Below are 23,352 nucleotides of genomic sequence, written 5' to 3'. Positions count from 1 at the left end.
TGTCTTGCGGCGGGCTGGGGACGAAGGGCGTGGGGCTCCGTGCGGGCGGGCGAAGGGGACGGCTGGGCGGCGGCGGGAGGACGATCAGCCGGCGTCGGGAGCGCGGATGCGCAGGGCGTCGAAGGCTGTGCGGACGCGGGTTCGCAGTGCGTCGACGGAGTGGCGCTGGGTGCGGTGGGCGGTGACCGCCTGGTCGAGGGTGCGGTGGCGGAAGCGGATGGTCTGCCCGGGGCGCACCTGCCCCAGGGCGGACAGGCCGGTGGCCGTGACGACGGCGAGGACGGGGTAGCCGGCCGTGACGCCGCGGCCGCGGTGCAGCACGAGCAGTTCGTCCCCCGCCGGCACTTCGACGGCGCCGATGGGGACGCCGCGGGAGAGGATTTCGCCCTGGGTGACTCGGCGGGGCACGTCGCCTTGCAGACGCAGACCGATGTGGTTGCTGCGCGGGCTGACGGTGAAGGGGGCGTCGAACAGGCGGCTTCCCGTGTCTGCGAACTCGGCCCGGTCGGGGCCGTCGGTGACGTCGATCGTCCAGGTGGTGGGGAACGGGAGGACGGGGGCCTTGAGGCGGAACAGCGGGATGCGTGAGAAGGGGTGGTCGATGGGCGGGCAGGCCGTGCGCAGCACGAGTTCGTCGCCGCTGCTCAGGGCGGGGCCGAATCCCAGGATGGTGTCGGGAGCGCAGCTTCCCTGAAGGTAGTCGGCTTCGAACGAGCCGAGGACGGCCAGGTAGACGCGCAGTCCTCGGTGGATGCCGGTGACGCGCAGGGTCTCGCCCGCCCGTACGGGGACCGGTTCCCACTGCGGGCGGAGGCTTCCCTCGACGGTCACGTCGGCGGGGGCGCCGGTCACGGCGATGAGGATGTCGGCGGAGGGAACGCACGCGAAGTCGAGTGCCGTGATCTCCAGCAGCGGGGCGCGGTCGTCGTTGCCGCACAGGACGTTGGCGACGCGCGCCGAGTGCTGGTCGGCGGCTCCGCCGGCGGGCAGACCGTAGCGGGAGCGGCCGACCCGGCCGAGGTCCTGCACGGTGACGAGTCCGGCGGTGCGGATCGTGAGGGTGTCAGCCATGGCAGGCCGCCAGGGGCGTGTCGGCGTAGTCGTCCCACTCGTCGGGCGTGATGGGCACGAAGCGGAAGGTGTCACCGGGCCGGTAGGCGGTGATCGGGTCGCTGTGCAGGTCGAGGACGCGCACGGGGGTGCGTCCGAGGAGCGGCCAGCCGCCGGGCGAGGGCATCGGGCAGATGACGGCCTGCCGTCCGGCGACGGCGACCGAGCCGGGATCGACGTGGGTGCGGGGCGACGCCAGGCGCGGCACCGGTTTCGGGAAGGGCGGGCCGTCCGTCATCGGCGCCCCGGCGGGCGCTCCGAGGCAGCGCACGGTGAGGTCGCTCCCGGAGTGGAGGGCGACGACCTCGCTCTCGGTCAGGTCGAGTTGGCGGGCGACTTCGGGCAGGTCGGGCCCGTGCTCGCCGCCGTAGACGACGGGCACGACGAAGCGTCGTGGCGGTGCCGCCGGCGTGGGGTCCGGCCCGAGGCGGGCGGCCTCGTGCGCCACGATCCGCCGGACCGTGTCGTGGTCGGTGCTGGTGCAGTCGAACTCCACGAGCAGGGCGTCATAGGTGGGCACCACGTCATGGACTCCGGTGAGCCGGACCGCGTCCAGGGCGTCGGCCAAAGCGTGGACGAGCCGCCAGGCGTCTTCGGCGCCCAGGCCCACGGCCCTGGCGGTCAGGGCGGAGTCACCGCAGTCGGTGATCGTGATGTTGCCGTTCATGTCAGGCGCCCGTCCCGCTCAGCACCTTGTCGAGAGAGGTGATCTCGACACCGGCGGCGAGGAGTTCCTCGCGGATGCGGCCGGCCAGCGCGATCGCTCCGGGGCTGTCTCCGTGCAGCAGGACGGTGTCGCAGGCGACCGGGAGGTCCTTGCCGTCAACGCTGCGGATGACCCCCTCGGTGACCATGCGCAGCGTCCGCCGGGCCACCTCATCCGCGTCGTGGATCACCGCTCCGGGCTCGGAGCGGGGGACGAGGGTCCCGTCGTCGCGGTACGCGCGGTCGGCGATACCGACGATGCCCACCCGCAGTCCGCGGGCCCGGGCGGCGTCGGCGAGCTCACCGTCCTGCGCCAGGATGATCAGCGACTCGTCCAGGGCGGCGACGGCGTCCACGACGGCACGGGCGTAGTCGGCACGCACGGCGACCAGGTTGCCCAGTCGTCCGTGCGGGGCGACGTGCCGCACCCGGGTGCCGTGCGCGACGGCGAACGCCTGGAGGGCGCCGATCTGGTACAGCACGTCCGTACGGACCTCCTCGGGCGTGAGGTCCATCGCGCGGCGGCCGAAGCCGACCAGGTCGGGAAAGCTCGGGTGTGCTCCCACGGCCACCCGGTTCTCCACGCAGGTCCGGACGGTGGTGTCCATGATGCGCGGATCACCGGCGTGGAACCCGCAGGCGACATTGGCGGACGTCAGCATCTCCAGGAGAGATTCGTCGTCGCCCATCGTGTAGGCGCCGAATCCCTCGCCGAGATCGGCGACGAGGTCAACCATGGGGGTCATGACGTCCTCCGGGAAATACGATGAGGAAGGAGAGTCCAGCACGTCTTCGTGATATCCCGAAAAAGATCCGCACTCTCGGACACAAAGGCGATTGTCACGAGCAGAAAGAATTCCTGGGAACCGATTTACTCCGACTTCGCGGGACGGTTCCGGGCTGGATGTTCCGCTCAACTTAATACCGTGCTCGCATGACCGCCAATATGCGTTCGGTCTGGCGTTATCGCGAACGGCTATGACCTGGCCCACAGCCGAGGCTCTCCGGGACTGTGCTTCGGGGCACCCCCTCCCTACGATGAGGCTCCGCTCCCCGTGGAAGGCCCCGCATGGACACCAGGCGTCTCTACTCGTTCATCAAGATCGTCGATGCGGGGAGCATCACGCGCGCGGCCGACATCCTGCACATCGCCCAGCCCGCGCTCAGCCAGCAGCTGTCCGCGTTGGAGACGCAGTTCGGGCAGCAACTGCTGATCCGCAGCAAACGCGGGGTCGCCCCGACCGAGGCGGGCCGGGCGCTGTACCGCCACGCTCAGCTGATCCTGAGGCAGGTGGACCTCGCACACGCCGCCGTCGAGGTCTCCGGCCGGGCTCCCGCCGGCAGCGTGTCCGTGGGCCTCGCGCCGTACAGCCTGGGCGCGGCGCTCGCCCTGCCGCTGCTCAAGAGCGTGCGCGAGCTCTACCCGGACATCCTGTTGCACATCAACGAGAACTTCGGCGGCGTCATCAGCGAAGCGATCATGACGGGCCGGATGGACATGGCGTTCATCTACGGGGCCGGCCCGCTGCGGGGTGTGCAGTTCGAGCCCGTACGCACGGAGGACCTGTTCCTGATCGGCGCGCTCGGCGAAACGGCCCCGCCCGGACAGGGCGAGGTGAACCTGGAGGAACTCACGAGCGTGCCCCTGCTGCTGCCCAGCCGCATCCACACGATCCGACAGGTCGTGGACGCCGCCTTCCAGCAGGCGTCGCTCCGGCTGAACGTCGTGGGCGAGGTCGAATCCGCGCTGACGCTCGTCAACGCGGTGGACGCGGGACTCGGCGCCACGGTCCTGCCCTGGTCGGCGGCGCGCGCCATCCTCGACGTCCGCTCCGTGTCCGTGCGCCGCATCGTGAACCCCGTCATCCAGGTCAAGCTGTCACTGGTCACGTCGGACAATCAGCCCCTCTCGGAACCCGCCTTGGCCGTGCATGATCTGTTCCTCGAAATGATCACCACCTTTGACGGGTCCCCTGGCGGGGATAAGGATCGCCGATAGCGTCACACAAATCCGTTATTTGTTTCCGGTGACCACCCCGGCTAGCTTTTTCCGGGACCGGCTTTCTTTCGAACCGGCCGCCGGTCGATAATTCACGGCTCGTCACTGGAGACATAGATGAAAAAGCGTGTCCTCACCACCCGTGAAAATCTGCCCGGCCGCGGCCTGGACCGCCTTTCCGGGGCGGCGGACGTGGTGGCCTGGCCGGGGACCGCGAAGCCCGGACCCGCCGACCTCGCCGCGCTCGCCTCCGGGGTGAGTGGCGTTCTGGCGCTGGGCAACGATCCGGTGGACGGTGCGCTGATGGACGCGGCGGGACCCTCGCTGCGCGTCATATCGCTGGCGAGCATGGGATTCGACAACGTCGACCGGGCCGCCGCCGCCGAGCGAGGCATCGTCGTCACCCACACCCCTCGCGTGCTCGCGGAGACCACCGCCGACCTCACCTTCACCTTGATCCTGGCCGCCCGCCGTCGGATCGGCGACGCCGAAGCGAACCTGGCGGCAGGCTCCTGGGAGCTGTTCCGGATGCACGACTACCTCGGCCTGGACATCCACGGAGCCACCCTGGGCCTGATCGGCTACGGCCAGATCGGCCACGCGGTGGCCCGCCGGGCCCACGGGTTCGGCATGCGCGTGCTCCACCACGATCCCTACGCGCCCGACGACGACCTGTCGGTGTCGGTGGGTCTGGCCACGCTGCTGGCCGAGTCCGACATCGTGTCGCTGCACGTGCCGCTCACCGAGGAGACACGGCACCTGATCTCGGCCCGCGAACTGGCCGCGATGAAGCCCACGGCCACACTCGTCAGCACCTCCCGTGGCGGGGTCGTCGACGAGGAGGCCCTGCTCCATGCCGTCCGGGAAGGACGGTTGCACTCCGCCGGTCTCGACGTCTTCGAACGCGAACCGATGGGAACGGAACTGTCGCCGCTGGTGGCCGAGCCGCACGTGGTCACGCTGCCCCACATCGGGTCGGCCACCGAGGCCACTCGGGCCGCCATGGTCGACCTGGCGGTCGACAACATCCTCGACGTCCTCGCCGAACGCCCCGCCCGCACCCCCCTCCCCGGCAGCCCGGCCGTGCCGGGCACCCCGGCAGGCACCGCAGGGGCACGCGCATGAGCCACCCGCTGTTCGACATCACCGGAGATACGGCCCTCGTCACCGGCTCCAGCCGAGGCATCGGCAAAGCACTCGCCAGGGGCCTGCTGGAAGCCGGCTGCACGGTCGTCCTCAACGGACGCGACACCACGGCATTGGAAGAGACCCGCAAGGAACTCGCGGCCTCCTTCGGAGACCGGGTACGGACAGCCGCCTTCGACGTGACGGACTCGGCGGCCGTCACCGCCGGCATCGCCCGTATCGAGGAGGAGACCGGACCGATCGGCATCCTGGTGAACAACACGGGAGTCCAACACCGCAGCCCGCTCCTGGAGTTCACCGACGCCGACTGGCAACGCCTCCTCGACACCAACCTCACCAGTGCCTTCCTCGTCGGTCGCGAGGTCGCACGGCGCATGGCACCCCGACAGCGCGGCAAGATCGTCAACATCTGCTCACTGCAGAGCGAGGCGGTCCGGCCCGGTATCGCCGCCTACTCCGCCACCAAGGGCGGCCTGAAGATGCTCACCAAGGGCATGTGCGCCGACCTGGGCCCACTGGGCATCCAGGTCAACGGCATCGGACCCGGCTACTTCGACACCGAACTCACCTCGGCCCTGGTGGCCGACGAGGAATTCAGCGCCTGGGTCCGCAAACGCACGCCCGCCGGTCGCTGGGGCGCCGTCGACGACCTCGTAGGCGCCCTGCTCTTCCTGGCCTCCCCCGCGTCGGACTTCGTCAACGGGCAGGTGCTCTACGTCGACGGCGGCATGCTCTCCGTCCTGTGACGGAGACGGCAACGGAAGGAACTTCACCATGCAAGCCTGCGTCGTCCACACGGCAGGAGACCTCCGGGTCGAGTACCGCTCCCCCACCCGGCCCGGGCCCGGCCAGGTCACCGTCGCCGTCACCCTCGGCGGAATCTGCGGATCGGACCTGCACTACTACCGCCACGGCCGGGTCGGCGACTTCACCGTCCGGGAACCGATGGTGCTCGGACACGAGGTCGTCGGCCACGTCACCGCCCTGGGAGCCGACACCGAGGGACCGGCCATCGGAACCCCGGTGGCAGTCCACCCCGCCACACCGTGCGACCACTGCCCCCACTGCGCGGCCGGCCGCCGCAACATCTGTGCCGACACCCGCTACCTCGGCAGCGCCGCCCGCACGCCCCACGTCCAAGGCGGTTTCGCGCAACTCCTCACCGCGCCCGCGGCACAGATCCGCCCGTTGCCACCGGAGCTCGACCTGCGCCGTGCCGTCCTGGCCGAACCTCTCTCCGTGGCCCTGCACGCCGTGCACCGGGCCGGTGAGGTGACGGGCAAGCGAGTCCTGGTCACCGGGGCGGGGCCGATCGGCTGCCTGGTCACCGCCGTTCTGCAGCACAGGGGCGCCGCGGAGATCGTCGTGAGCGACCTCCTCGACACTCCCCTGCGCATCGCCGCCGCGTCCGGAGCCACCGCCACGCTACGGGCGGACGATCCCGAGGCCGGCGCGTCGACGGGCCCCTTCGACATCGCCGTCGAGGCATCCGGAGCGCCCGCGGGGCTACGAAACTGCGTCGAACGAGTACGCCGCGGAGGCACCGTCGTACTCCTCGGTCTGCTTCCTCCCGGCGAGGTGCCCCTGCTGGGCAACATCGCCGTCACCCGCGAACTGGAGCTTCGGGGCGCCTTCCGCTTCGACTCCGAGTTCGACGAGGCGATCGGCCTGCTGGCCCAGGGCCTGCCCGTCGACGCCATCGTGACGCACACCTTCCCGCTCGCCGAGGCCCGCGCCGCCTTCGACATCGCCCACGACAGGGCCGTCGCCTCCAAGGTTCTGCTGGACCTGACCGTTCCTAGAGACTGAGCGGGAGTGAGTCCTGTTGCCAGGTCTCGTGCTCGGCCGAACGCCCCGGACGGTGTTGGGCGTTCTGGTTGCCCGCGTTCACTCCGCGTCCGGGCGGCACGGATCGTGTCCGTGGTCCGGGAATGCGGGGACGGGTTTCCTCACGCCCAAGGACACCCAAGCCGGCCTGGACGGACCGATACCCCACCGCATCACTCCGGTGCTGTGGGGGCGGTGCCGTCCGTCGCCGGATCGGGTGTCCCTGGGCGCGCCTTTCGATCGCCACGGCAGCAACGTCATGGCGAGTGGTCTTACGGGTGGTCGTGGTGAGGGGTTTCTGCCAGTGCTGGGCGCCCCAGCGGCTGGTGTAGGCCGGGTCGACGGCGATGACCGAGATCCCCGTCTGATCAGCCATCGAGGCCAGCCGGGCACGGAGCTTCCCGGTGGGCATGCCGGAGATCAACTGGCGGAAGCGTTTCCTGCGGCCGTGTTTCTCCCGGTTCTTCTCGGAGGTGAAGTCCAGGTCCTCCACCGCGATCGCCTTGACGCCGCACGTTTGGGCTCAGTGCAGGAGGCGGGTGAGGGCGTGGCGGACCTGGACGGATTTCCTCTCGCACACGGCGAAGGCGAGCCGACTGGTCAACTCATGGGCCGAGGGGCCGCCCGGCCCACGGCCGGACAGCCCCTCACCAGATCAACAGCACTTTCAGCATTTGGTGGGGTGGCTTACGCAGTAGGACGAAGAATGGGAACCGGGGGTCCCTATCGCGTGGGCCTGGGTCTGCACCAGGAACACGGTTCCGAGCGCGGCACACGCGACGGCGACCATCGCGGCGGCCCTGCGGAGCCGACCGACAACAACACTCATGGCATCCCCTTAGATGTTGAAACTTCAGGTATTTTCGACGATACAGATCTTGGGTTGCACCTACCGGTCCTTGCGGATAGAAATCTTGTTCATTCACGCCGGTCTCACAAATCGTTCACCCTTACGCCCGCACCCCAGTTGCCGTCACCCCATGGACAGGCGTGATGCGTGCTCATCCTGTGAGACCGAGTTCGCACAGGGCGTCGGCGGGATGGTTGCGGTAGTGGTCGTGGGCGGCGGCTTTGTTGGTCCGTCCGGCGAGGTGGGCGAGGCTGATCGCCAGGCTGCGGAAGGTCGTCAGAGCCCGGGGCGGACTTCCTTGAGCACCGGCTGGTCGGCGGCGTAGGTGCTGTAGGCGACGTCGACATGCTTCACGGTGTGCTTGGTGAAGTTCTGCACCGTCACCGTGAACGTCTTGGCGGCACCGCCGGGCTGCCTGAGACACGAGTCGCCCACCCCGATCCCGCTCCCGGCGACGGCCCCGTCCGCCCGGTCTCCGTCTCCCTCCACAAAGGCACCATCGTCGCTCTCAAGGCCCGCACGGCAAACGAGGCTTGTCCCCGCCTACGTCGAAGCCCTCGTCCAGCGCCAACTGGAACGCGACCGGCTGCGTGAACTCATCGAGGACGCGGAGGCCGAGCACGGGCCCGTGGATCAGGCATCGTTCGCGGCCGAGCGGGCCGTCTGGCGCGGCGACACGACGGACTTGGCCGGCTCGGCGGACGCCTCGTGAGCGGCACCCTCGTCCTCGACTGCGAAGGCCTCTCCGAACTCGTGCGACGCGCAGCCGAAGTCACCGAGTGGCTCACCGCTGCCGGGGCCGAGGACAAACGCGTCATTACCAGCGTCGTCACCGTCGTCGAAGCCTGCGCCCCCAAGACCGACCAGGCCCGCTTCGACCACGCCGTCTCGCGCGTCAACATCGTGCCGCCCACCGAAGCCACCGCCCGCCCCGCGAGTGCTCCTCGCCGCGGCAGGACTGCACGGCCACGAGTACGCCCTCGACGCTTTCGTTGCCGCCATCGCACTCACCTCACCTGCCCCGGTGAGGTTCCCGACCTCCGACCCCGAAGACCTCCTGATGCTCTGCGGCACCGGCATCCGCGTGATCAAGGGCTGATGGCCACCAACGCCTCCGCCCCCTCCCGACGGGACCGAACGGGGTCGGGCCGCTGACGGCCACCATGGCCGAACAGGAGGCTCCTTCACTCGGATCGTCACAGAGCAGATGCCCTCCGAGTCACCCCCCGTACAGCTTCTCGATCTCCTCCCCGTAAACCTCTGTCACCACATGCCGCTTGACCTTCAGCGACGGGGTCAGCAGGCCGTTCTCCTCCGTGAAGTCGCCGTCTATGATCACGAACTTGCGTATGCCCTCCGCGCGCGACACCGCTTCGTTCGCGTAGTCGACCGCCTTCTGGACGTCCGCCAGCAGCTCCGGGTCCTCGCGGAGTTGGGCCCGAGGGGTGTCCTTCGGGCGTTTACGGACGGCGAGCCAGTGCTCGATGGCCTCCGGCTCCAGGGTGACCAGGGCGGCGATGAAGGGGCGCCGGTCGCCGACGACCATGACCTGGCCGATGGGCGGGCGGCTGCGCATGCGGTCCTCCAGGACCACGGGGGCGACGTTTTTGCCGCCCGTGGTGATCAGGAGGTCCTTCTTGCGGCCCGTGATCCTCAGGTAGCCGTCATCGTCCAGGCTGCCGAGGTCGCCCGTGACGAGCCACTCGTCGCGCTTGGCCCGGTCCGTGGCCGCGGCGTTGTTCCAGTACGAGCCGAAGACGATGTCGCCCTTGATCAGGACCTCGCCGTCGTCGGCGATACGGACCGACGTCCCGGGCACCGGCTGACCCACCGTGCCCGGGCGTGGCCGCAGCGGTGGGGTGATGGTGGCCGCGGCGGTGGTCTCCGTCAGGCCGTAGCCCTCGTAGATGACGATCCCCGCCGTGTAGAAGAAGAGGTTCAGGCGGCGGTCGAGGGGGGAGCCGCCGCTGATCGCGTAGCGGAGCTTGCCGCCCAACTCCTTGCGGACACGGCGGTAGACCAGCAGGTCGTACAGCGCCCGGGCCGCATGCAGGCCGAGGCCCGGGCCCTTCCGGGTTGTCCCCAGGAACTTGGCCAGGGCCGCCTCTCCGAAGCGCACACCGATGTTGTCCGCGCGATCGAAGGACGCCCCCCTGCCGATCTTCTCCGCCGTTGCCCGCGCGGTGTCGTGGATCTTCTCGAAGAGGTACGGGACGCCGACCACGAAGGTCGGCCTGAAGGTGCGGAACTCCGGGCGCAGTTCGTTCGGTTTGATGCTCGGCCAGTGGCCGATCTCGATCCGGGCGTGCAGACAGGCGATCTGGATCGTGCGGCCCAGGATGTGCGCCAGGGGGAGGAAGAGGATCGTGGAGGCCTGCTGGCCGGTCACTTCCCGGAAGACCGGATGCAGGAGCTCGATCGTGTTGGTCGCCTCCGCGTGCAGGTTGCCGTGCGTCAGTACGCAGCCCTTCGGGCGGCCGGTGGTGCCCGAGGTGTAGACGAGGGTCGCGGTCGTGCCGGGCGTGAGGGCCGCGCGACGCTTCGTCACCTCCTCGTCCGCGACCGGGCTGCCCTGCGAGGTGAGAGCGGCCAGTGCGCCGTCGTCGAGCTGCCACACCCGGGGCGGCGCCGGCAGTTCGGCCACCGCGGTCGCTACCGTCGCCGCGTTCTCCGGCGTCTCGCACACCAGGTGCGCCGCGCCCGAGTCGTGCAGGATCCAGGCGATCTGGTCGGCCGAGGAGGTCGGGTAGACCGGCACGGTCTGGCCACCGGCCGCCCAGATGGCGAAGTCCAGCACACACCACTCGTAGCGGGTACGGGACATCAGCGCGACCCGGCCGCCCGGCTGCAGCCCGGCCGCGATCAGGCCCTTGGCGACGGCCGTCACCTCCCGCGCGAACGCCCGCGCGGTCACCGGACGCCAGCTCCCGCCCTCCTTTCGGCGGATGACGACCGCGTCCGGGGCCTCAGCCGCGTTGGTGAACGGGATGTCCGCGCAGGAGCCCGACGTGGCCGCGCCGACCAGCGGGGTGGCGCGCACCTCCCGTACCGCTCCGTTCTCGCGTATCACCTCCAGCGAGACGCGGTCGGCGAGATCACGGCGCCTGGCAGCGGTCTTCAAATCCTTGCGTACGCCCATCGTCTGCTCCTGCGGTCGTGCGTGGCGGGGTGCATTCAGGTGAGTTCAGCGTTCGAGTGCAGCGGTCACGCCCAGGCCGCCCGCCGCGCAGACGGAGATCAGGCCGCGGACCGGAGCATCGCCCTCCGTCTTCGAGGACCGTTCGTGCAGCAGCTTCGCCAGCGTCGCGACGATGCGGCCACCGGTGGCGGCGAACGGATGGCCGGTGGCGAGGGACGAGCCGTGCACGTTGAGGCGGTCGCGGTCGACGCTGCCGAACGGCTGGTCCAGGCCCAGGCGGTCCCTGCAGAACGCCGGGTCCTCCCAGGCGGCGAGGGTGGCCAGCACCTGGGAGGCGAAGGCCTCGTGGATCTCGTAGAAGTCGAACTCGGCGAGGCCCACGCCCGCCGCCTCGACCAGCCGCGGCACCGTGTACGCGGGCGCCGTCAGCAGGCCGTCCGGGCCGGCTACGAAGTCGACGGCGCCGGTGCGCGCCGCGCTCACGTAGGCGAGCACGGGCAGCCCGCGGGCGGCGGCCCAGTCCTCGCTCGCCAGCAGCACCGTGGAGGCGCCGTCGGTCAGCGGCGTCGAGTTGCCCGCCGTCATGGTGGCGCCGTCGCCCTTGCCGAACACCGGCTTCAGACGGGCGAGCCCGGCCGGCGTGGAGTCGGGTCGCAGGTTCTCGTCGCGCTCCAGGCCGCGGAACGGGGTGAGGAGGTCCTCGAAGAAGCCCTCCTCGTACGCCGCCGCCAGCCGCTGATGGCTGGTGGCGGCCAGTTCGTCCTGCGCCTCGCGCGTGATGCCCCACTCCTTCGCCGTGCGCGCCGCGTGCTCGCCCATCGACAGGCCGGTGCGCGGCTCGGCGTTCTGCGGGATGTCGGGTACGAGGTGACGCGGGCGTACGCCGGTCAGAGCGCCCAGCCGTCGGCCGGTGGTCTTCTGCCGACGGGCCTTCAGCAGCACGTTGCGCAGGTCGTCGTTGACTCCCAGCGGGACGTCGCTGGCCGTGTCCACGCCGCCCGCGACACCGACGTCGATCTGTCCGAGGGCGATCTTGTTGGCGACGAGGATCACCGCCTCCAGGCCGGTGCCGCAGGCCTGCTGGACGTCGTACGCCGGGGTGCGGTGGTCGAGCTTGCTGCCCAGGACCGTCTCGCGGGCGAGGTTGAAGTCGCGGGCGTGCTTGAGCACCGCGCCGGCGACGAACTCGCCGAGCACCTCGCCGCGCAGACCGAAACGGTTCACCAGGCCGTCGAGGGCGGCGCCCAGCATCTCCTGGTTCGAGGCGGTGGCGTACGTGCCGTCCGCGCGGGCGAACGGGATGCGGTTACCGCCGATGACCGCCGCGCGGCGCGGGTGGGACGTCATGTCGCTCGCTGCTCCTTATGAGATGAGCTCCGCTATTTTACTCTCCAGTAGACTTACTTATGAGTCAGGAGAAATCAATGGCTGACCGCTACCAGCGATTCACGGCTTCCGCGCCGGGCGGCTTCCTCGCCAGGCGCCTGGGCCTGCCGCGCCCGGAGTCGCTGCGCCGCTATCACGCAGGCGCTCCGGTCACCGCGGGGCCGGTCGTCCTCGGGGCCCGGACGGCGGGCGGCTGCTGAAGCCCGTACGAGAGCTGCTGGAGCCCTTCGGTTCGGAGGTGGCCGCCGACCCCGGGCAGCCGCACGCGCTGGTCTTCGACGCCACCGGGATCACCTCCAGTGCGCGACTGGCCGAGCCTCACGCCTTCTTCCACCCGCGGATCCGCTCGCCGCCCCCTGCGGACGCCTGGTCGTGCTGGGCACGCCGCCCGAACAGACCGCCGCCATACGGGAGTCAGCCGCCCAGCGCGCCCTGGAGGGCTTGGTGCGCTCCGCCGGCAAGGAGTTGCGCCGGGGCAGCACCGCGCACCTGCTGCTCCTCGCGCCCGGCGCCGAGGGGGCCCTGGAGTCGACGCTGCGGTTCGCGCTGTCGGCGCGGTCGGCCTACGTCTCCGGGCAGGCACTGCGCATCGCCGCGACCGGCTCGGTCACGGCCCCCGTAGACCCAAAAACGGCCGCTGGACGGCAGGGCCGCCCTGGTCACCGGGGCTTCCCGGGGCATCGGCGCGGTCGTCGCCGAGACCCTGGCGCGGGACGGCGCGCACGTGGTGTGTCTCGACATACCGGCGCAGGGCGAGGAGCTCAGGGCCGTCGCCGGGCGGGTCGGTGGCAGCGCGCTGGAGCTGGACCTCACCGAGGACGCGGCGTAGAGCCGGCTGGCCCGGCACCTGCGTGTACGCCACGGCGGCGTCGACATCGTCGTCCACAACGCGGGCATCACCCGGGACAGGACGCTGGGCCGGATGGACGCCGACCGCTGGAACGCCGTCATCGACGTCAATCTCACCGCCGTGGAACGCGTCAACGCCCGGCTCCTGGCCGACGACGGAGAAGGCGACGAGCACGGGCCCGTGCTGCACGACGGCGGCCGGATCATCTGCACCTCGTCCATCAGCGGCATCGCCGGCAACGCCGGCCAGACCAACTACGCGGCGAGCAGGCCGGTCTGACCGGCTTGGTCCAGGCCGCCCACGCCCCGCTGGCCGGCCGGGGCATCACCGTCAAACGCCGTCGCACCCGGCTTCATCGAGACGAAGATGACCGCCGCCGTGCCGCTGTTCATCCGCGAGGCCGGCCGCCGAATGAACAGCCTCAGTCAGGGCGGGCAGCCGGTGGACGTCGCCGAGGCCGTCGCGTATCTCGCCTCCCCGGGCAGCGGGGCCGTGACCGGTCAGGTGCTTCGGGTGTGCGGCCAGTCCCTGCTGGGGGCGTGAGCGGCATGGCGACGGACCGGCCTGACGCCATGGTGGAGGCGGACCCGCCCCGGCTGCCGCTGCTGTACGCGAAGGCGCTGCTGCGCAGGAGGACGCCGGCGAACGGCCGTGCCGCCCTCCCCCGGCTGGTGCGTACGGACCTGGCGGCGGACGCCGGGCGACTGCGGCGGTACGCGCGGGTGTGCGGCTTCGCCGCAGGCGACACGGTGCCCGGCACGTACCGCACATCGTCGCCCTCCCGCTTGCCATGGCACTGATGACGGCGCGCGACTTCCCCTTCCCGGTGCCCGGCCTCGTGCACATCGGCAACCGTATCGAGCAGTTGCGCCCCGTCGGCTCCGGCGAGCGGCTGCGCTACGAGGTATGGGCGGGCGAACCGTACGACCACCCGAAGGGGGCGGCCTTCGGGATCACGTCGGAGTGCTCGGCGCCGTCGGGCGGGGTGCTGTGGCGGGAGACGTCGACGTATCTCAGCCGCGGGAAGCCGGGCGGGCGGGGCGAGGGCCCCGCACCCGCCGCCACGCACGAGCCCGTCGGCCCGTGGACCGGCGGGGTGTGGGAGTTCCCCGGCGAGATCGGGCGGGCGTACGCCGCGGTGTCCGGCGACCGCAATCCCATCCATCTGAGCCCGCTCACCGCCAAGGTGTTCGGCTTCCCCCGGGCGATCGCGCACGGCAGTGGACGAAGGCGCGCTGCCTGGCGGAGCTGGAGCGGGCGGACCGGCTGCCGGACGCCTACCGGGTGGACGTGGCCTTCAAGGCCCCGGTGCCGCTGCCCGCGCGGGTGCGGTTCCACGCGGTGGAGACCAAGGGAGGCGGATGGGCCTTCCTGCTGGCGGGCGGCCGGGACGGTACCCGTACGCATCCGCACGGCAGCGTGACGCCGTCGGAGGAGTGACGGGGCGTTCTATTCGCCCGCCGCGCTGTCGCCGTCCGGGGGCACCCATACCTCGCCGTCGAGGACGTTGCGCATCCCGACCCAGACCATGTTCATCAGCCGCAGCGTGACCTTGTCCGGGGTCTCGCCGGGGTGGTCGGCCATCCATCCGGTCAGCGAGTCGGCCGCCCCCACCAGCGCGTGCGCGACGAACTCCGCGTCCCGCCCACCGCGTTCCGCCAAGGCCCCGCTACCCGAGGCGCCGGACCGGACCAGTTCGACGACGGCTGCCATGACCGCCTCGCGCTGGCGCCGCACCTCGGCCGCGATCTCCCCGCCCTGCTCGGGGGCCTGCCGGTAGAGCACCACCCACCCGTCCCGGGTGGCGGCGACATAGCCGAAGAACGCCGAGAGCCCGGCCCACAGCTGCTCGTCCGCCGACTTCCCGGCGCTCGCCGCCTCCTGGAACCCGCGGGTGAGCCGCTCGCCCTCACGCCGGATGCAGGCGATGAACAGGCCTTCCTTGGAGCCGAAGTAGAGATAGACCATCGGCTTCGAGATGTCCGCCAGCTCGGCGATCTCGTCGACCACCGCGGCGTGGTAGCCGCGCTTGGAGAAGACCCGCACCCCCGCGTCGATGATCTGCTGCTCGCGGACCTGCCGCGGAAGTCTTCGTCTGCCCGTGCCACTCACTCTTGCCAGCCTACCCACTCCCCCTCTAATTTGACTCCAGAGTAATCTTACTCAAGAGTCAAATAGCTGGCTGGGCCGGATCCGCCAGAAGGAGCAAGGAGCATCGGATGACCGACGAACTGGACCTGGACAGTCTCGACCTGGCAGCCGTCTCCCCGGACGAGTTCGCGCGCATCGTCAAGGGGCTGTCCGGCCGGGAGATCGGCGAGATCGCCCAGGACGAGGTGCTCCGCCGCCGGGTGATCGCGGAGATTTTCGGACGGATGGAACGGCAGTTCCGGCCCGACGCGGCGGGCCCGCTGAACGCCGTGATCCGCTGGAAGATCACCGGCGAGAGCGACGTGGTGTACGAGACCGCGGTCGCCGACCGCACCCTGACCGTCCGCGAGGGCCGCTCCGAGAGCGAGGCGCGGGTCTCCCTCGTGCTCGACGACGCGGCCTTCCTCAAGCTCGTGTCCGGAAACGGCAGTCCGGTGTCGATGTTCATCACCCGCAAGCTGAAGGTCGTCGGCGACATCGCACTGGCCACCAGGCTGCCGAGCCTGTTCGACATCCCCGAGGCCTGAGAAGCGAAAGGCACACACCATGGCAGGCTTCTCCCTCGAACTGACGGAGGAACAGCGCGACCTGCGCGACTGGGTGCACGGCTTCGCCGCCGACGTGGTCCGGCCCGCGGCGAGCGAGTGGGACGAACGCGAGGAAACCCCCTGGCCGGTGATCCAGGAGGCCGCGAAGATCGGGCTGTACGGCTTCGAGTCGCTGGCCGAACTCTTCACCGACCACACCGGGCTCTCCCTCCAGATCGCCAACGAGGAACTCTTCTGGGGCGACGCCGGAATCGGCATGGCGCTGTTCGGCACCTCACTGGCCGCCGCCGGCATCTTCTCCTCCGGCACCCCCGACCAGATGATCGAGTGGCTCCCGCAGTGCTTCGGCGACGAGCACGACCCGAAGGTCGCCGCCTTCTGCGTCTCCGAACCGCAGGCCGGCTCGGACGTCGGCGCGATGCGCACCCGGGCCCGCTACGACGAGGCCAAGGACGAGTGGGTACTCAGCGGCCAGAAGGCGTGGATCACCAACGGCGGGATCGCGGCCGTGCATGTGGTCGTCGCCTCGGTCGAACCCGGACTCGGGGTACGCGGGCAGGCCGCTTTCGTCGTCCCGCCGGGCACGCCAGGTCTGGCCGCCGGCCGCAAGATCAGAAAGCTGGGGCTGCGCGCCTCGCACACCGCCGACGTCTTCCTCGACGACGTACGAGTGCCCGGCAGTTGCCTGCTCGGCGGCAAGGACCGGCTCGACGACCGGCTCGCCCGCGCCCGCGAGGGCTCGACGGCCAAGGGGCAGGCCGCCATGGCCACCTTCGAGGTCAGCCGGCCCACGGTCGGCGCGCAGGCGCTCGGCATCGCGCGGGCGGCGTACGAGTACGCGCTGGAGTACGCGGGCGAGCGGGAGGCGTTCGGCCGGGCGATCATCGAGAACCAGTCGGTCGCCTTCACCCTGGCCGACCTGCGCACCGAGATCGAGGCGGTACGGCTGCTGATCTGGCAGGCGGCCTGGATGGCCCGCAACGACCAGGTCTTCGACGCCGGCCAGGGCTCGATGGCCAAGCTGCGCGCCGGGGAGCTGGCGGTCACGGCGTCCGAGAAGGCCGTCCAGGTGCTGGGCGGGGCCGGTTACAGCCGGGAGCACCCGGTGGAGCGGATGTACCGGGACGCGAAGATCTACACCATCTTCGAGGGCACCAGCGAGATCCAGCGCCTGGTGATCGCCAGGGCCATCTCGGGGAGGCACATCCGCTGAGGGCGACCGGCTTCGTACGTCAGCAGTGCGTACGTCAGTGGTGTTCGCCGACTGTCGTGTGGACCGGGATCAGCTGTACGAACGCATCGAGAGCGCGAACCGGCGCTGCCCCCTCCGGGCGGGCGAACGGCACCACGACCACCGGTGCCGCCGCATCTGTCCTCACCGGCGGCACGAGTGCGACACCGAGCCCGGCGCCGACGTGGCTGGGCACGGTGGTCAGGACACTGACCTCGACGGCGATCGTGCGGGTGACCCCGGCACGGCGAAAGTCATGGACGGTGCGCCTGGCCGACTTCCTCGACACGCTGCACACCCTCATGACCACCTCGATGCGCATCTCGAACGCGAAGGCCAGGCGCGAGTTGGGGTGGGCACCGACGGTGCCGACCTACCGCGAGGGCATCCCCCTGGTGACAAAGGCCAGCCGGTGAGGCGGCGGACGCGCGACCATGAGTCAATCCGGTCCGGCGTGGTGGCCCTTTGCCGGATCAGCTTCGGACGGCCAGGGCCACACCGACAGCAGTTGGCCGTAGAGCGTCACGAGTTGCGTCCAGTCGGTCTGCTCGAAGGTGGGCGCCTGGGCGTACAGCGCTGCGCGGCGGTCGGGCAGGCGCACGACCCGGTGCACCCGTCCGCTCCGCCACGCCCGCCGCGTGATGTCGAGGCCGCTACTTGCGCACGCCGGTCGCGCTGAACTCCTGTACGCCGACGCTTCCGTTCTGGTTGCTGTTGCGCACGTAGAGCCGGATGTTGGTGGTGGCGAGGTCGGCCGGCGGCCGGTGGACGACCGGCGCCGTCGTGTTGATCGCCTGGTAGGGCATGATGTCGATCCAGGCGTTCTGGCCGGCGCTCCACCGCTGCACCTTCCAGTGGGTGGTCATCCAGGTGCAGCACTTGTCCTGCTGGATGGTGAAGGCGAACCGCTCGTAGTCGGCACCGAGATCGAACTGCGCCCAGGACTCGTTCACGTTGGAGCTGGCCTCGCCGGTCTCGGTGACGCCGTCCCAAAGCTTGCCGAGGTCGCTGTTCCAGGCACTGCGCTGCGACACGGTGGAGTGGTCGGCCAGGTTCTCCCTGGGCACCTTCCACCGCAGCCCGGCGTACGCCGGTTCCAGGCCCGCCTGGTTCATGATGGTCCGCGCCTCGGCCGGCCACGCACCATCTGTCACCACGTGCGGTCGCCCGTCGCCGTCGTAGATGGCCCCGTTGAGCCAGTTGTCGGCGAAGTCGGTGTAGTTGTGCGACGCGTACACCGACAGGGGCTGGCGGTAACGCGGGGAGAAGTCGAACCGCCCGCCCTGCCCGACGTTGTAGTCCCAGCGGGTTTGGTAACTCTGGTTGTCGCTGTAGTAGTTCGCGGTCGACGTCGAGTGGTGCACGTGGTTGTGGCTGACCACGCTGCCCGGCCACGACCCGAACGAGTAGACGGCCCCCGAGTCGTGCACCCCCCAGGACACCTTGGACGTGGCGTTGTACACCTCGTTGTGGCTGAACGTCGTCTTGCCGATCCCGTCCACCCCGTCGAGGAGGCTGTGCTCCTCCGCCTTGCGCTGATGGAAGCCCATGTACGCGGTGTCGTAGACGAGGTTGTGGGTGACCGCCACGTTGTAGGTGTTCATCAGGCTGATCCCGGTCGCCGGGAAGAAGTCGTCACCGATGTCGGTCACGACGTTGTTGCTGATCGTCACGTTCCTGGTGCGCCGGGCGCCGTCGACGTGTACGTCCATCCACCGGCCGGCGATGATCCCGGCGGCGGTCAGGTTGTGGAAGAGGTTGCCGGTGACGGTGACGTCCTCGGCTCCGGTCAGCAGCTGCAGTCCGCCGCTGCCCATCATGCGCACGGTGTTGTTGGTGAAGGTGATGCCGCGGGTGTTGGTCAGCTTGATCTGACCGGGCACCTCGCCGCCGTAGCCGTCGTAGTTCGGATCCTTGAAGGGGTCGTCCGCGTACTGCGCCTCCGCTTGCGAGCCGCCGATGAACCGGTCGCGAGGCAGCAGCCAGTTGCCGTGCTCGAACGTGATGCCGTCGAACGCGATCGCGCTCACCTTCGCGGACGGGCTGGACCCGGCCACGTTCACCAGCGTCTCCACCACCGGCGCGTACGCCTCGGCCTGGTTGACGTCCTCTCCCGCCCGCGGGTAGTAGTACACCTTGTTCGTCGCCCGGTTCAGGTACCACTCGCCGGGGGAATCCAGCTCCTCGAACGCGTTGAGCACGTAGAACGTGTCGTCGTAGTCCAGCGAGAAGCCGTCGTCGCGGTTCAGCCGCGCTTGGAAGTGCGGCTGTGCCAGGCGCACCCGCTTGTTGGCGCCGCTCGCGCTGATGTCCACGACGGGGAAGTAGTCGATCTTGAAGCCGATCGCGATGTGCAGCAGCCGAATGTCGCGGACGTTGGTGTACGCCGGAACGCCGGCCGCCGGGAACTGCACGCCGTCGTAGGAGCGGGTCGGCCGCTCCGGGTTGGCCGGCGGGTTGGGGATCGATGCCTCATCGAAGAAGCCGCTGCCCACGATGCCCTTGCCCATCGCCAGCTGAGCCCGCCGGCCGCCGACGTAGAGCTGCCGGAAGTAGTCGGCGTAGCCCGCCGACTCCGGCACGTCGGCCACGAAGTAAGGCCGGTCGGTTACCCGTTTCCAGCCCGTGACGGCCTTACCACCGTCAATGATGGGCGTCTCACCCGGATACGCCTGGTAGACGACCTTGAACCCGTTGGAACCCGAGTCCGCCTCGGCCAGGTTGAAGGTAGCCGTCCGGGTATACCGGCCCCCGCGAAGGCAGACGCGGAGGTCGGCCCGCATGTCCTTGTTGAGCCCCTGCTGTCGGATGTGGTCCCGCGCCCGTTCCAAGGTCGCCCAGGGGCGATCCGGTGAGGTTCCGGCGTTACCGTCGCTGCCCGACGCGGAGACGTAGAAGGTGCAGGGCACTGCCGCGTGCGCCGGCCCGGTGGGCACCAGGCCCCCGGTCAGTACGGCCCCGGCGACGGCCGTCACGACTACTCGCTCACGAATGCTCATGGCGTTCCACTCCTTGCTCGGTGGTTACGGAAGGGCGGTGATCCGGATGGATCTCGGTGTACCGTCCGGCGAGGAATGTCGGGCCGGGCGCAATACCAGGGGTGGCTGGTTCCGTCGGCCAGGAGGGCTACGGGAGGCAGGCCGGGTCGTACGGATGCCGGGTGGCCGGTCTCTCGTCGATTGCCACGCCGAGGCCCGGCTCCTCGGACGTGTGCAGGTATCCGATTCGCACGGCTACTCCTTCGTCGCCCCGGCGGTCATGCCGGCGACCAGTGCGCGCTGGGAGAAGAGGAAGACAATCAGGACCGGGACGCTGGTGAGCAGAGCGGCCAGCGCCAGCTCGGGCCGGAGGATCTCCGAGATGCCGCTCGAGGAGTTGAACATCGGCGAGGCGGTCAACAGGTTGTTCAGCCCGACCTGGGCGGGATACTGCCGGCTGTCGGGCAGCATCACGAACGGCAGGAAGAAGTTGTTCCAGCTGTGCACGAAGCTGAAGAAGGCGACCAGAGCGACCACCGGCCGGGCCAAGGGCAGCGCGATCCGCCGGAAGACCGTCCACTCGTTCGCGCCGTCTATGCGGGCCGCGTCCAGCAGGTCGCCGGAGACGGTCGTGGCGTAGTAGATGTAGGTCAGGTACACCCCGAATGGGAAGAACGAGAGCGGCAGCACGACGCTCAACCGCGAGCCGTCCAGGCCGAGCGCGTTCATCTCGAGGTAGAGCGGCAGCACCAGGGTGGCGTTGGGCATCAGCATCACCATCAGGGTGGCCGTCAACAGCGCGACCCTCCCTCGAAAGCGGGTTGTGGCCAGGGCGTAGCCGGCGGGCACGGCGGTGACCAGCGTGATGGCGAGCGCCGAGAACGAATACAGCGCCGAATTGCCCACCCAGGTGACGATCGCGTGCGACTGGAAGTCGTACAGGTGCCGCCAGCTGGCCGCGAGGTCGTCCAGCGAGCCGAAGGTGAACGGAGCACCGTGCACGATTCCCGCGTCGCTCCGGGTCGGGGCGAGCAGCATCCAGGCGATCGGCAGGGCGAAGAAGCACAGAATGACGCCGACTACCATCACCCAGGCGACCCGGGCGGCCACTGATGTCGCGCCTGCCCGGTTCCGGCCGGCGGGAACCCGGCTCGCGATCGACGACGGATCGGTCACGAATGGCCCCTCTCGAACAGCCCAGCCTTGAACACGGCGACTGCGGCGCAGCCGAGGCTCAGCACGAGCAGGACGACCGCGATGGCCGCCGCGCCGTTGAAGTCGGCAGCGACGAACGCGTACTGGTAGCTGAGTTGGTTGGGTGACCAGTCGTCGGGCACCTGCCCGAAGCTTGCCGTACCCACGAGTTGCGGTTCGACGAACAGCTGGGCCCCGCCGGCGAAGGCGAGGATCAACATGTACGCGATCCACTTACGCAACATCGGGACCTGTATTCGAAGTGCGATCTGCAGTGCGCCGGCCCCGTCGATCCGGGCCGCCTCGATGACCTCGTCCGGAATACCGTTGAGCGCGCCGTACATGATGACGATCCAGCTGCCGGCGCCCGTCCAGAAGGCGATGATCGTGAAGATCACCGGCAGATTCTCCGGCGCTACGACCTGTGCCGCGCTGTGCCAGCCGACTGCCCGCAGCACCGGACCGACCGGACTCGCGACCGGGTCGAGCAGGATCAGCCAGATCAGAACGCTCGACGCTCCGGCGAAAGCCCCCGGCAGGTAGCAGATGAACCGGACCGCCGCGCTCGTCCGCTTCAGTCGGCCGTGCAGCATCAGGGCCAGCGTCACCACCAGCACCATCAGGCTGATGAGCCACAGAGTCAGGTAGAGCCCGATGTGGGCGAAGGCCGAGCCGAACCGGTAGTCGGCGAACACCCGAGTGAAGTTGCCCAGGCCCACCAACTGCCCGCTGGAGTTGGTCACCGACAGCCACAGGGCGTAGGCCACCGGCACCACGCCGAACAGCAGCAGGAGAATCGTGTAGCCGGCCACGAAGAGGTAGCCGACACGACCGCTGCGCACACGCCGCCTTCCGGGCGCCGCCGCCCGGGCCTGGGGAGTTCCGGTCGCCACCATCGATCAGTTGACCTTGTAGCCGAGTGCGGTGGCCTTGTTGACGATCGCCTGCTGCCACACGTCCATCTGCGATGAGACGGACTTGCCTGAGGAGAGCGCCGGCACCATGGTCGCGGCGTAGATCGCCTCCTGGCTGTACAGCGTGCTGACCGCCCACTTGGTCCAGATCCGCGGGGCGGCCTGTTGCAGGACCGGGCCGATGTCGTTGGCGTAGTAGCCGGACGCCTGCTGGGCCGCCAGCCAGCCGGTTGCCGCAGGGCCGTAGGCGGGGTAGGTCGCGGCGGCCGCCGTGTATCCGGGGTCGGTGGTGACCCAGGTGGCGAAGTCGACGGCGGCCTTGAGGTTGCGACTGTGCGAGGAGATGAACCACATCCCCCCGCCGACGGCGCCGGTCCAGGTCTCGGTGTCCGCCGCGAACTTCAGCGGTGCAGCGGCCGCGATCTCTCCCCGGGGGGTGTGGTAGCCGGCGTTGAACAGTGCCTGGCCGTACCAGGCGGGCCCCGGCATCATGAGGATCTTGGCGGCCTGCTCCTTGATGAAGCCGGTGTCCCACTTGTTACGGGTGCCCAGCGCCCCGGCACTCAGCAACGGATCGAGGAGCCGCGCCATTCTGGTGCACTTGGGGTCCTGGAGGTCGACGGTCACCGTCTTGTCCCCGGTGAGCAGGCTGACCGGGCATTGGCTGCCCCAGAAGTAGACGTGCGGCGAAGTGGGGCTACCCACCTCACCGACCAGGTATCCCGGGTGCTCCTTGGCCACCCGCAGGCCCAGTTGCTGCCACTGCTCCCAGGTCGTGGGGACCTGGTAGCCGAACTGGTCCATGAGCTTCTTGTTGTACCAGAGGACGTTCTGGGCCAGATCGTTGCGCAGGCAGTAGACCTTTCCTCCCACTGTGCATTGGTCGAGCGCGCCCTTGACGTACCCGTCGAGCACGGACCTGTCGACCAGCGTGTCGAGTGGAGCGGCGAACGGGGTCGCCCCCGTGGTCGCCCAGGCGAGGTCCTGGACGTTCGGCCAGACGACGTCGGGCCACCCTTCACCGGTACGGTCGAACAGCTCGACCTTGGTCCGCAGCTCGGTGCTTCCGTTCGCGCCGCCGCTGTAGGTGACCGCCTTGATCTTCACCCCCGGGTGAGCCTTGCGGTAGGCGTCGACCGCGGCGGTCCGGGTCGCGTCCACCCACACGGTGATCTCACTCGCCGGATCCTGCGGCGCCGGTCTGAACGGGCCGGCGGCGGCCCGCGGGGCGCCGGCCCGGTTGGGGTCGGCGTTCGCGCAGGCGGTGATCAGCCATGCGGCCGTCATCACGGCCACCAACGCACGGGCTCGACGCAGGCCTAAC

23 protein-coding genes and 3 pseudogenes are annotated in these 23,352 nt (G+C 69.9%); 12 read left to right on the top strand and 14 right to left on the bottom strand.

From position 1 onward, the window contains the following. Positions 1–84 precede the first annotated feature (84 nt). The 3 genes from HDA41_RS33245 to HDA41_RS33235 are packed head-to-tail and all read right to left on the bottom strand — an operon-like array spanning position 85 to position 2,561. On the bottom strand, positions 85–1,071 hold the full coding sequence (locus HDA41_RS33245) for a 5-oxoprolinase subunit C family protein (protein ID WP_184990566.1): 987 nt from the start codon (positions 1,069–1,071) through the stop codon (positions 85–87). Further along, positions 1,064–1,777 carry a 5-oxoprolinase subunit B family protein gene (locus HDA41_RS33240; protein ID WP_184990564.1) on the bottom strand — a complete coding sequence of 238 codons (714 nt, stop codon included), beginning with the start codon at positions 1,775–1,777 and terminating at the stop codon, positions 1,064–1,066. Before HDA41_RS33240 ends, HDA41_RS33245 begins: the two co-directional genes overlap by 8 nt. Position 1,778: 1 nt before the next feature. Then, entirely contained in the window at positions 1,779–2,561 is a 783-nt protein-coding gene (locus HDA41_RS33235; RefSeq protein WP_184990562.1) for a LamB/YcsF family protein, read from the bottom strand. Positions 2,562–2,884: 323 nt separating this feature from the next. Between HDA41_RS33235 and nac the strand changes: the two genes are divergently transcribed. The 4 genes from nac (at position 2,885) to HDA41_RS33215 (ending at position 6,769) form a co-directional block, all read left to right on the top strand. Beyond that, the gene (gene nac, locus HDA41_RS33230) at positions 2,885–3,814 is read left to right on the top strand and encodes a nitrogen assimilation transcriptional regulator NAC (RefSeq protein ID WP_184990561.1); all 930 of its coding nucleotides are present in this window, start codon (positions 2,885–2,887) and stop codon (positions 3,812–3,814) included. Between the two features lie 117 nt (positions 3,815–3,931). Beyond that, entirely contained in the window at positions 3,932–4,939 is a 1,008-nt protein-coding gene (locus HDA41_RS33225) for a 2-hydroxyacid dehydrogenase (protein WP_184990559.1), read from the top strand. Further along, positions 4,936–5,706, top strand: coding sequence for an SDR family oxidoreductase (locus tag HDA41_RS33220; RefSeq protein ID WP_184990557.1), 771 nt, complete (start codon positions 4,936–4,938; stop codon positions 5,704–5,706). Before HDA41_RS33225 ends, HDA41_RS33220 begins: the two co-directional genes overlap by 4 nt. Before the next feature lie 28 nt (positions 5,707–5,734). Beyond that, positions 5,735–6,769, top strand: coding sequence for an L-idonate 5-dehydrogenase (locus HDA41_RS33215; RefSeq protein WP_184990555.1), 1,035 nt, complete (start codon positions 5,735–5,737; stop codon positions 6,767–6,769). Here HDA41_RS33215 and HDA41_RS33210 read toward each other — a convergent pair. Next, positions 6,759–7,355 (bottom strand): annotated as a pseudogene (locus HDA41_RS33210) (IS200/IS605 family accessory protein TnpB-related protein); the annotation flags it as partial. The gene HDA41_RS33215 and the pseudogene HDA41_RS33210 overlap by 11 nt on opposite strands. Before the next feature lie 558 nt (positions 7,356–7,913). After that, positions 7,914–8,126 carry a hypothetical protein gene (locus tag HDA41_RS33205; protein WP_184990553.1) on the bottom strand — a complete coding sequence of 71 codons (213 nt, stop codon included), beginning with the start codon at positions 8,124–8,126 and terminating at the stop codon, positions 7,914–7,916. A 219-nt stretch (positions 8,127–8,345) separates the two neighbouring features. Here HDA41_RS33205 and HDA41_RS33200 point away from each other — a divergent pair. Continuing rightward, positions 8,346–8,736, top strand: a pseudogene (locus HDA41_RS33200) (DNA-binding protein). Positions 8,737–8,856: 120 nt separating this feature from the next. Here HDA41_RS33200 and HDA41_RS33195 read toward each other — a convergent pair. Further along, positions 8,857–10,776 (bottom strand): AMP-dependent synthetase/ligase, encoded by a 1,920-nt coding sequence (locus tag HDA41_RS33195; RefSeq protein ID WP_184990551.1) that lies wholly within the window; start codon positions 10,774–10,776, stop codon positions 8,857–8,859. A gap of 45 nt (positions 10,777–10,821) precedes the next feature. Next, entirely contained in the window at positions 10,822–12,123 is a 1,302-nt protein-coding gene (locus HDA41_RS33190; RefSeq protein ID WP_184990549.1) for an acetyl-CoA C-acetyltransferase, read from the bottom strand. Between the two features lie 77 nt (positions 12,124–12,200). Here HDA41_RS33190 and HDA41_RS42850 point away from each other — a divergent pair, with 77 nt between their 5' ends. Beyond that, positions 12,201–12,362 (top strand): hypothetical protein, encoded by a 162-nt coding sequence (locus HDA41_RS42850; protein WP_376706833.1) that lies wholly within the window; start codon positions 12,201–12,203, stop codon positions 12,360–12,362. A 407-nt stretch (positions 12,363–12,769) separates the two neighbouring features. Here HDA41_RS42850 and HDA41_RS43035 read toward each other — a convergent pair whose 3' ends face one another. After that, complete coding sequence (locus tag HDA41_RS43035) at positions 12,770–13,048, bottom strand: hypothetical protein (protein WP_435835685.1); 279 nt, start codon at positions 13,046–13,048, stop codon at positions 12,770–12,772. On the opposite strand from HDA41_RS43035, the pseudogene HDA41_RS42845 reads away from it, so the two are divergent. The 3 genes and pseudogenes from HDA41_RS42845 (at position 12,998) to HDA41_RS33180 (ending at position 14,435) form a co-directional block, all read left to right on the top strand. Beyond that, positions 12,998–13,555: pseudogene (locus HDA41_RS42845) on the top strand (SDR family oxidoreductase). The gene HDA41_RS43035 and the pseudogene HDA41_RS42845 overlap by 51 nt on opposite strands. Continuing rightward, positions 13,552–13,812, top strand: a complete 261-nt coding sequence (locus HDA41_RS41805) for a hypothetical protein (protein WP_230299841.1) — start codon at positions 13,552–13,554, stop codon at positions 13,810–13,812. Before HDA41_RS42845 ends, HDA41_RS41805 begins: the two are co-directional and overlap by 4 nt. After that, entirely contained in the window at positions 13,812–14,435 is a 624-nt protein-coding gene (locus HDA41_RS33180; RefSeq protein WP_230299840.1) for a MaoC/PaaZ C-terminal domain-containing protein, read from the top strand. The genes HDA41_RS41805 and HDA41_RS33180 overlap by 1 nt, the downstream gene beginning before the upstream one ends. 26 nt (positions 14,436–14,461) lie before the next feature. Here the strand turns inward: HDA41_RS33180 and HDA41_RS33175 are convergent, their stop codons facing one another. Continuing rightward, a complete protein-coding gene (locus tag HDA41_RS33175; RefSeq protein WP_184990547.1) occupies positions 14,462–15,124 on the bottom strand; it encodes a TetR/AcrR family transcriptional regulator in 663 nt (220 codons plus the stop codon). 107 nt (positions 15,125–15,231) lie between these two features. Here HDA41_RS33175 and HDA41_RS33170 point away from each other — a divergent pair, with 107 nt between their 5' ends. The 3 genes from HDA41_RS33170 to HDA41_RS33160 all read left to right on the top strand — a co-directional run bounded on the left by HDA41_RS33170 (position 15,232) and on the right by HDA41_RS33160 (position 17,358). Further along, complete coding sequence (locus HDA41_RS33170; protein ID WP_184990545.1) at positions 15,232–15,690, top strand: SCP2 sterol-binding domain-containing protein; 459 nt, start codon at positions 15,232–15,234, stop codon at positions 15,688–15,690. A 19-nt stretch (positions 15,691–15,709) separates the two neighbouring features. Next, positions 15,710–16,924 (top strand): acyl-CoA dehydrogenase family protein, encoded by a 1,215-nt coding sequence (locus HDA41_RS33165; protein WP_184990543.1) that lies wholly within the window; start codon positions 15,710–15,712, stop codon positions 16,922–16,924. Positions 16,925–17,139: 215 nt separating this feature from the next. Further along, complete coding sequence (locus HDA41_RS33160; protein WP_184990541.1) at positions 17,140–17,358, top strand: hypothetical protein; 219 nt, start codon at positions 17,140–17,142, stop codon at positions 17,356–17,358. Between the two features lie 23 nt (positions 17,359–17,381). On the opposite strand, the gene HDA41_RS33155 is transcribed toward HDA41_RS33160, so the two are convergent. The 5 genes from HDA41_RS33155 to HDA41_RS33135 all read right to left on the bottom strand — a co-directional run bounded on the left by HDA41_RS33155 (position 17,382) and on the right by HDA41_RS33135 (position 23,315). After that, positions 17,382–17,543, bottom strand: a complete 162-nt coding sequence (locus HDA41_RS33155; protein ID WP_184990539.1) for a hypothetical protein — start codon at positions 17,541–17,543, stop codon at positions 17,382–17,384. A gap of 52 nt (positions 17,544–17,595) precedes the next feature. Further along, on the bottom strand, positions 17,596–19,941 hold the full coding sequence (locus HDA41_RS33150; RefSeq protein ID WP_184990537.1) for a right-handed parallel beta-helix repeat-containing protein: 2,346 nt from the start codon (positions 19,939–19,941) through the stop codon (positions 17,596–17,598). 234 nt (positions 19,942–20,175) lie between these two features. Next, positions 20,176–21,006, bottom strand: a complete 831-nt coding sequence (locus HDA41_RS33145) for a carbohydrate ABC transporter permease (protein ID WP_184993941.1) — start codon at positions 21,004–21,006, stop codon at positions 20,176–20,178. Between the two features lie 86 nt (positions 21,007–21,092). Continuing rightward, complete coding sequence (locus HDA41_RS33140) at positions 21,093–22,010, bottom strand: carbohydrate ABC transporter permease (protein WP_184990535.1); 918 nt, start codon at positions 22,008–22,010, stop codon at positions 21,093–21,095. A 3-nt stretch (positions 22,011–22,013) separates the two neighbouring features. Next, positions 22,014–23,315: an ABC transporter substrate-binding protein gene (locus HDA41_RS33135; protein ID WP_184990533.1), complete on the bottom strand. Its 1,302-nt coding sequence runs from the start codon at positions 23,313–23,315 to the stop codon at positions 22,014–22,016. Between the last annotated feature and the right edge of the window lie 37 nt (positions 23,316–23,352).

The organism is Streptomyces caelestis (genome assembly GCF_014205255.1).
Lineage (GTDB): Bacteria > Actinomycetota > Actinomycetes > Streptomycetales > Streptomycetaceae > Streptomyces > Streptomyces caelestis.
This window is presented reverse-complemented; position numbering and strand designations above follow the sequence as displayed.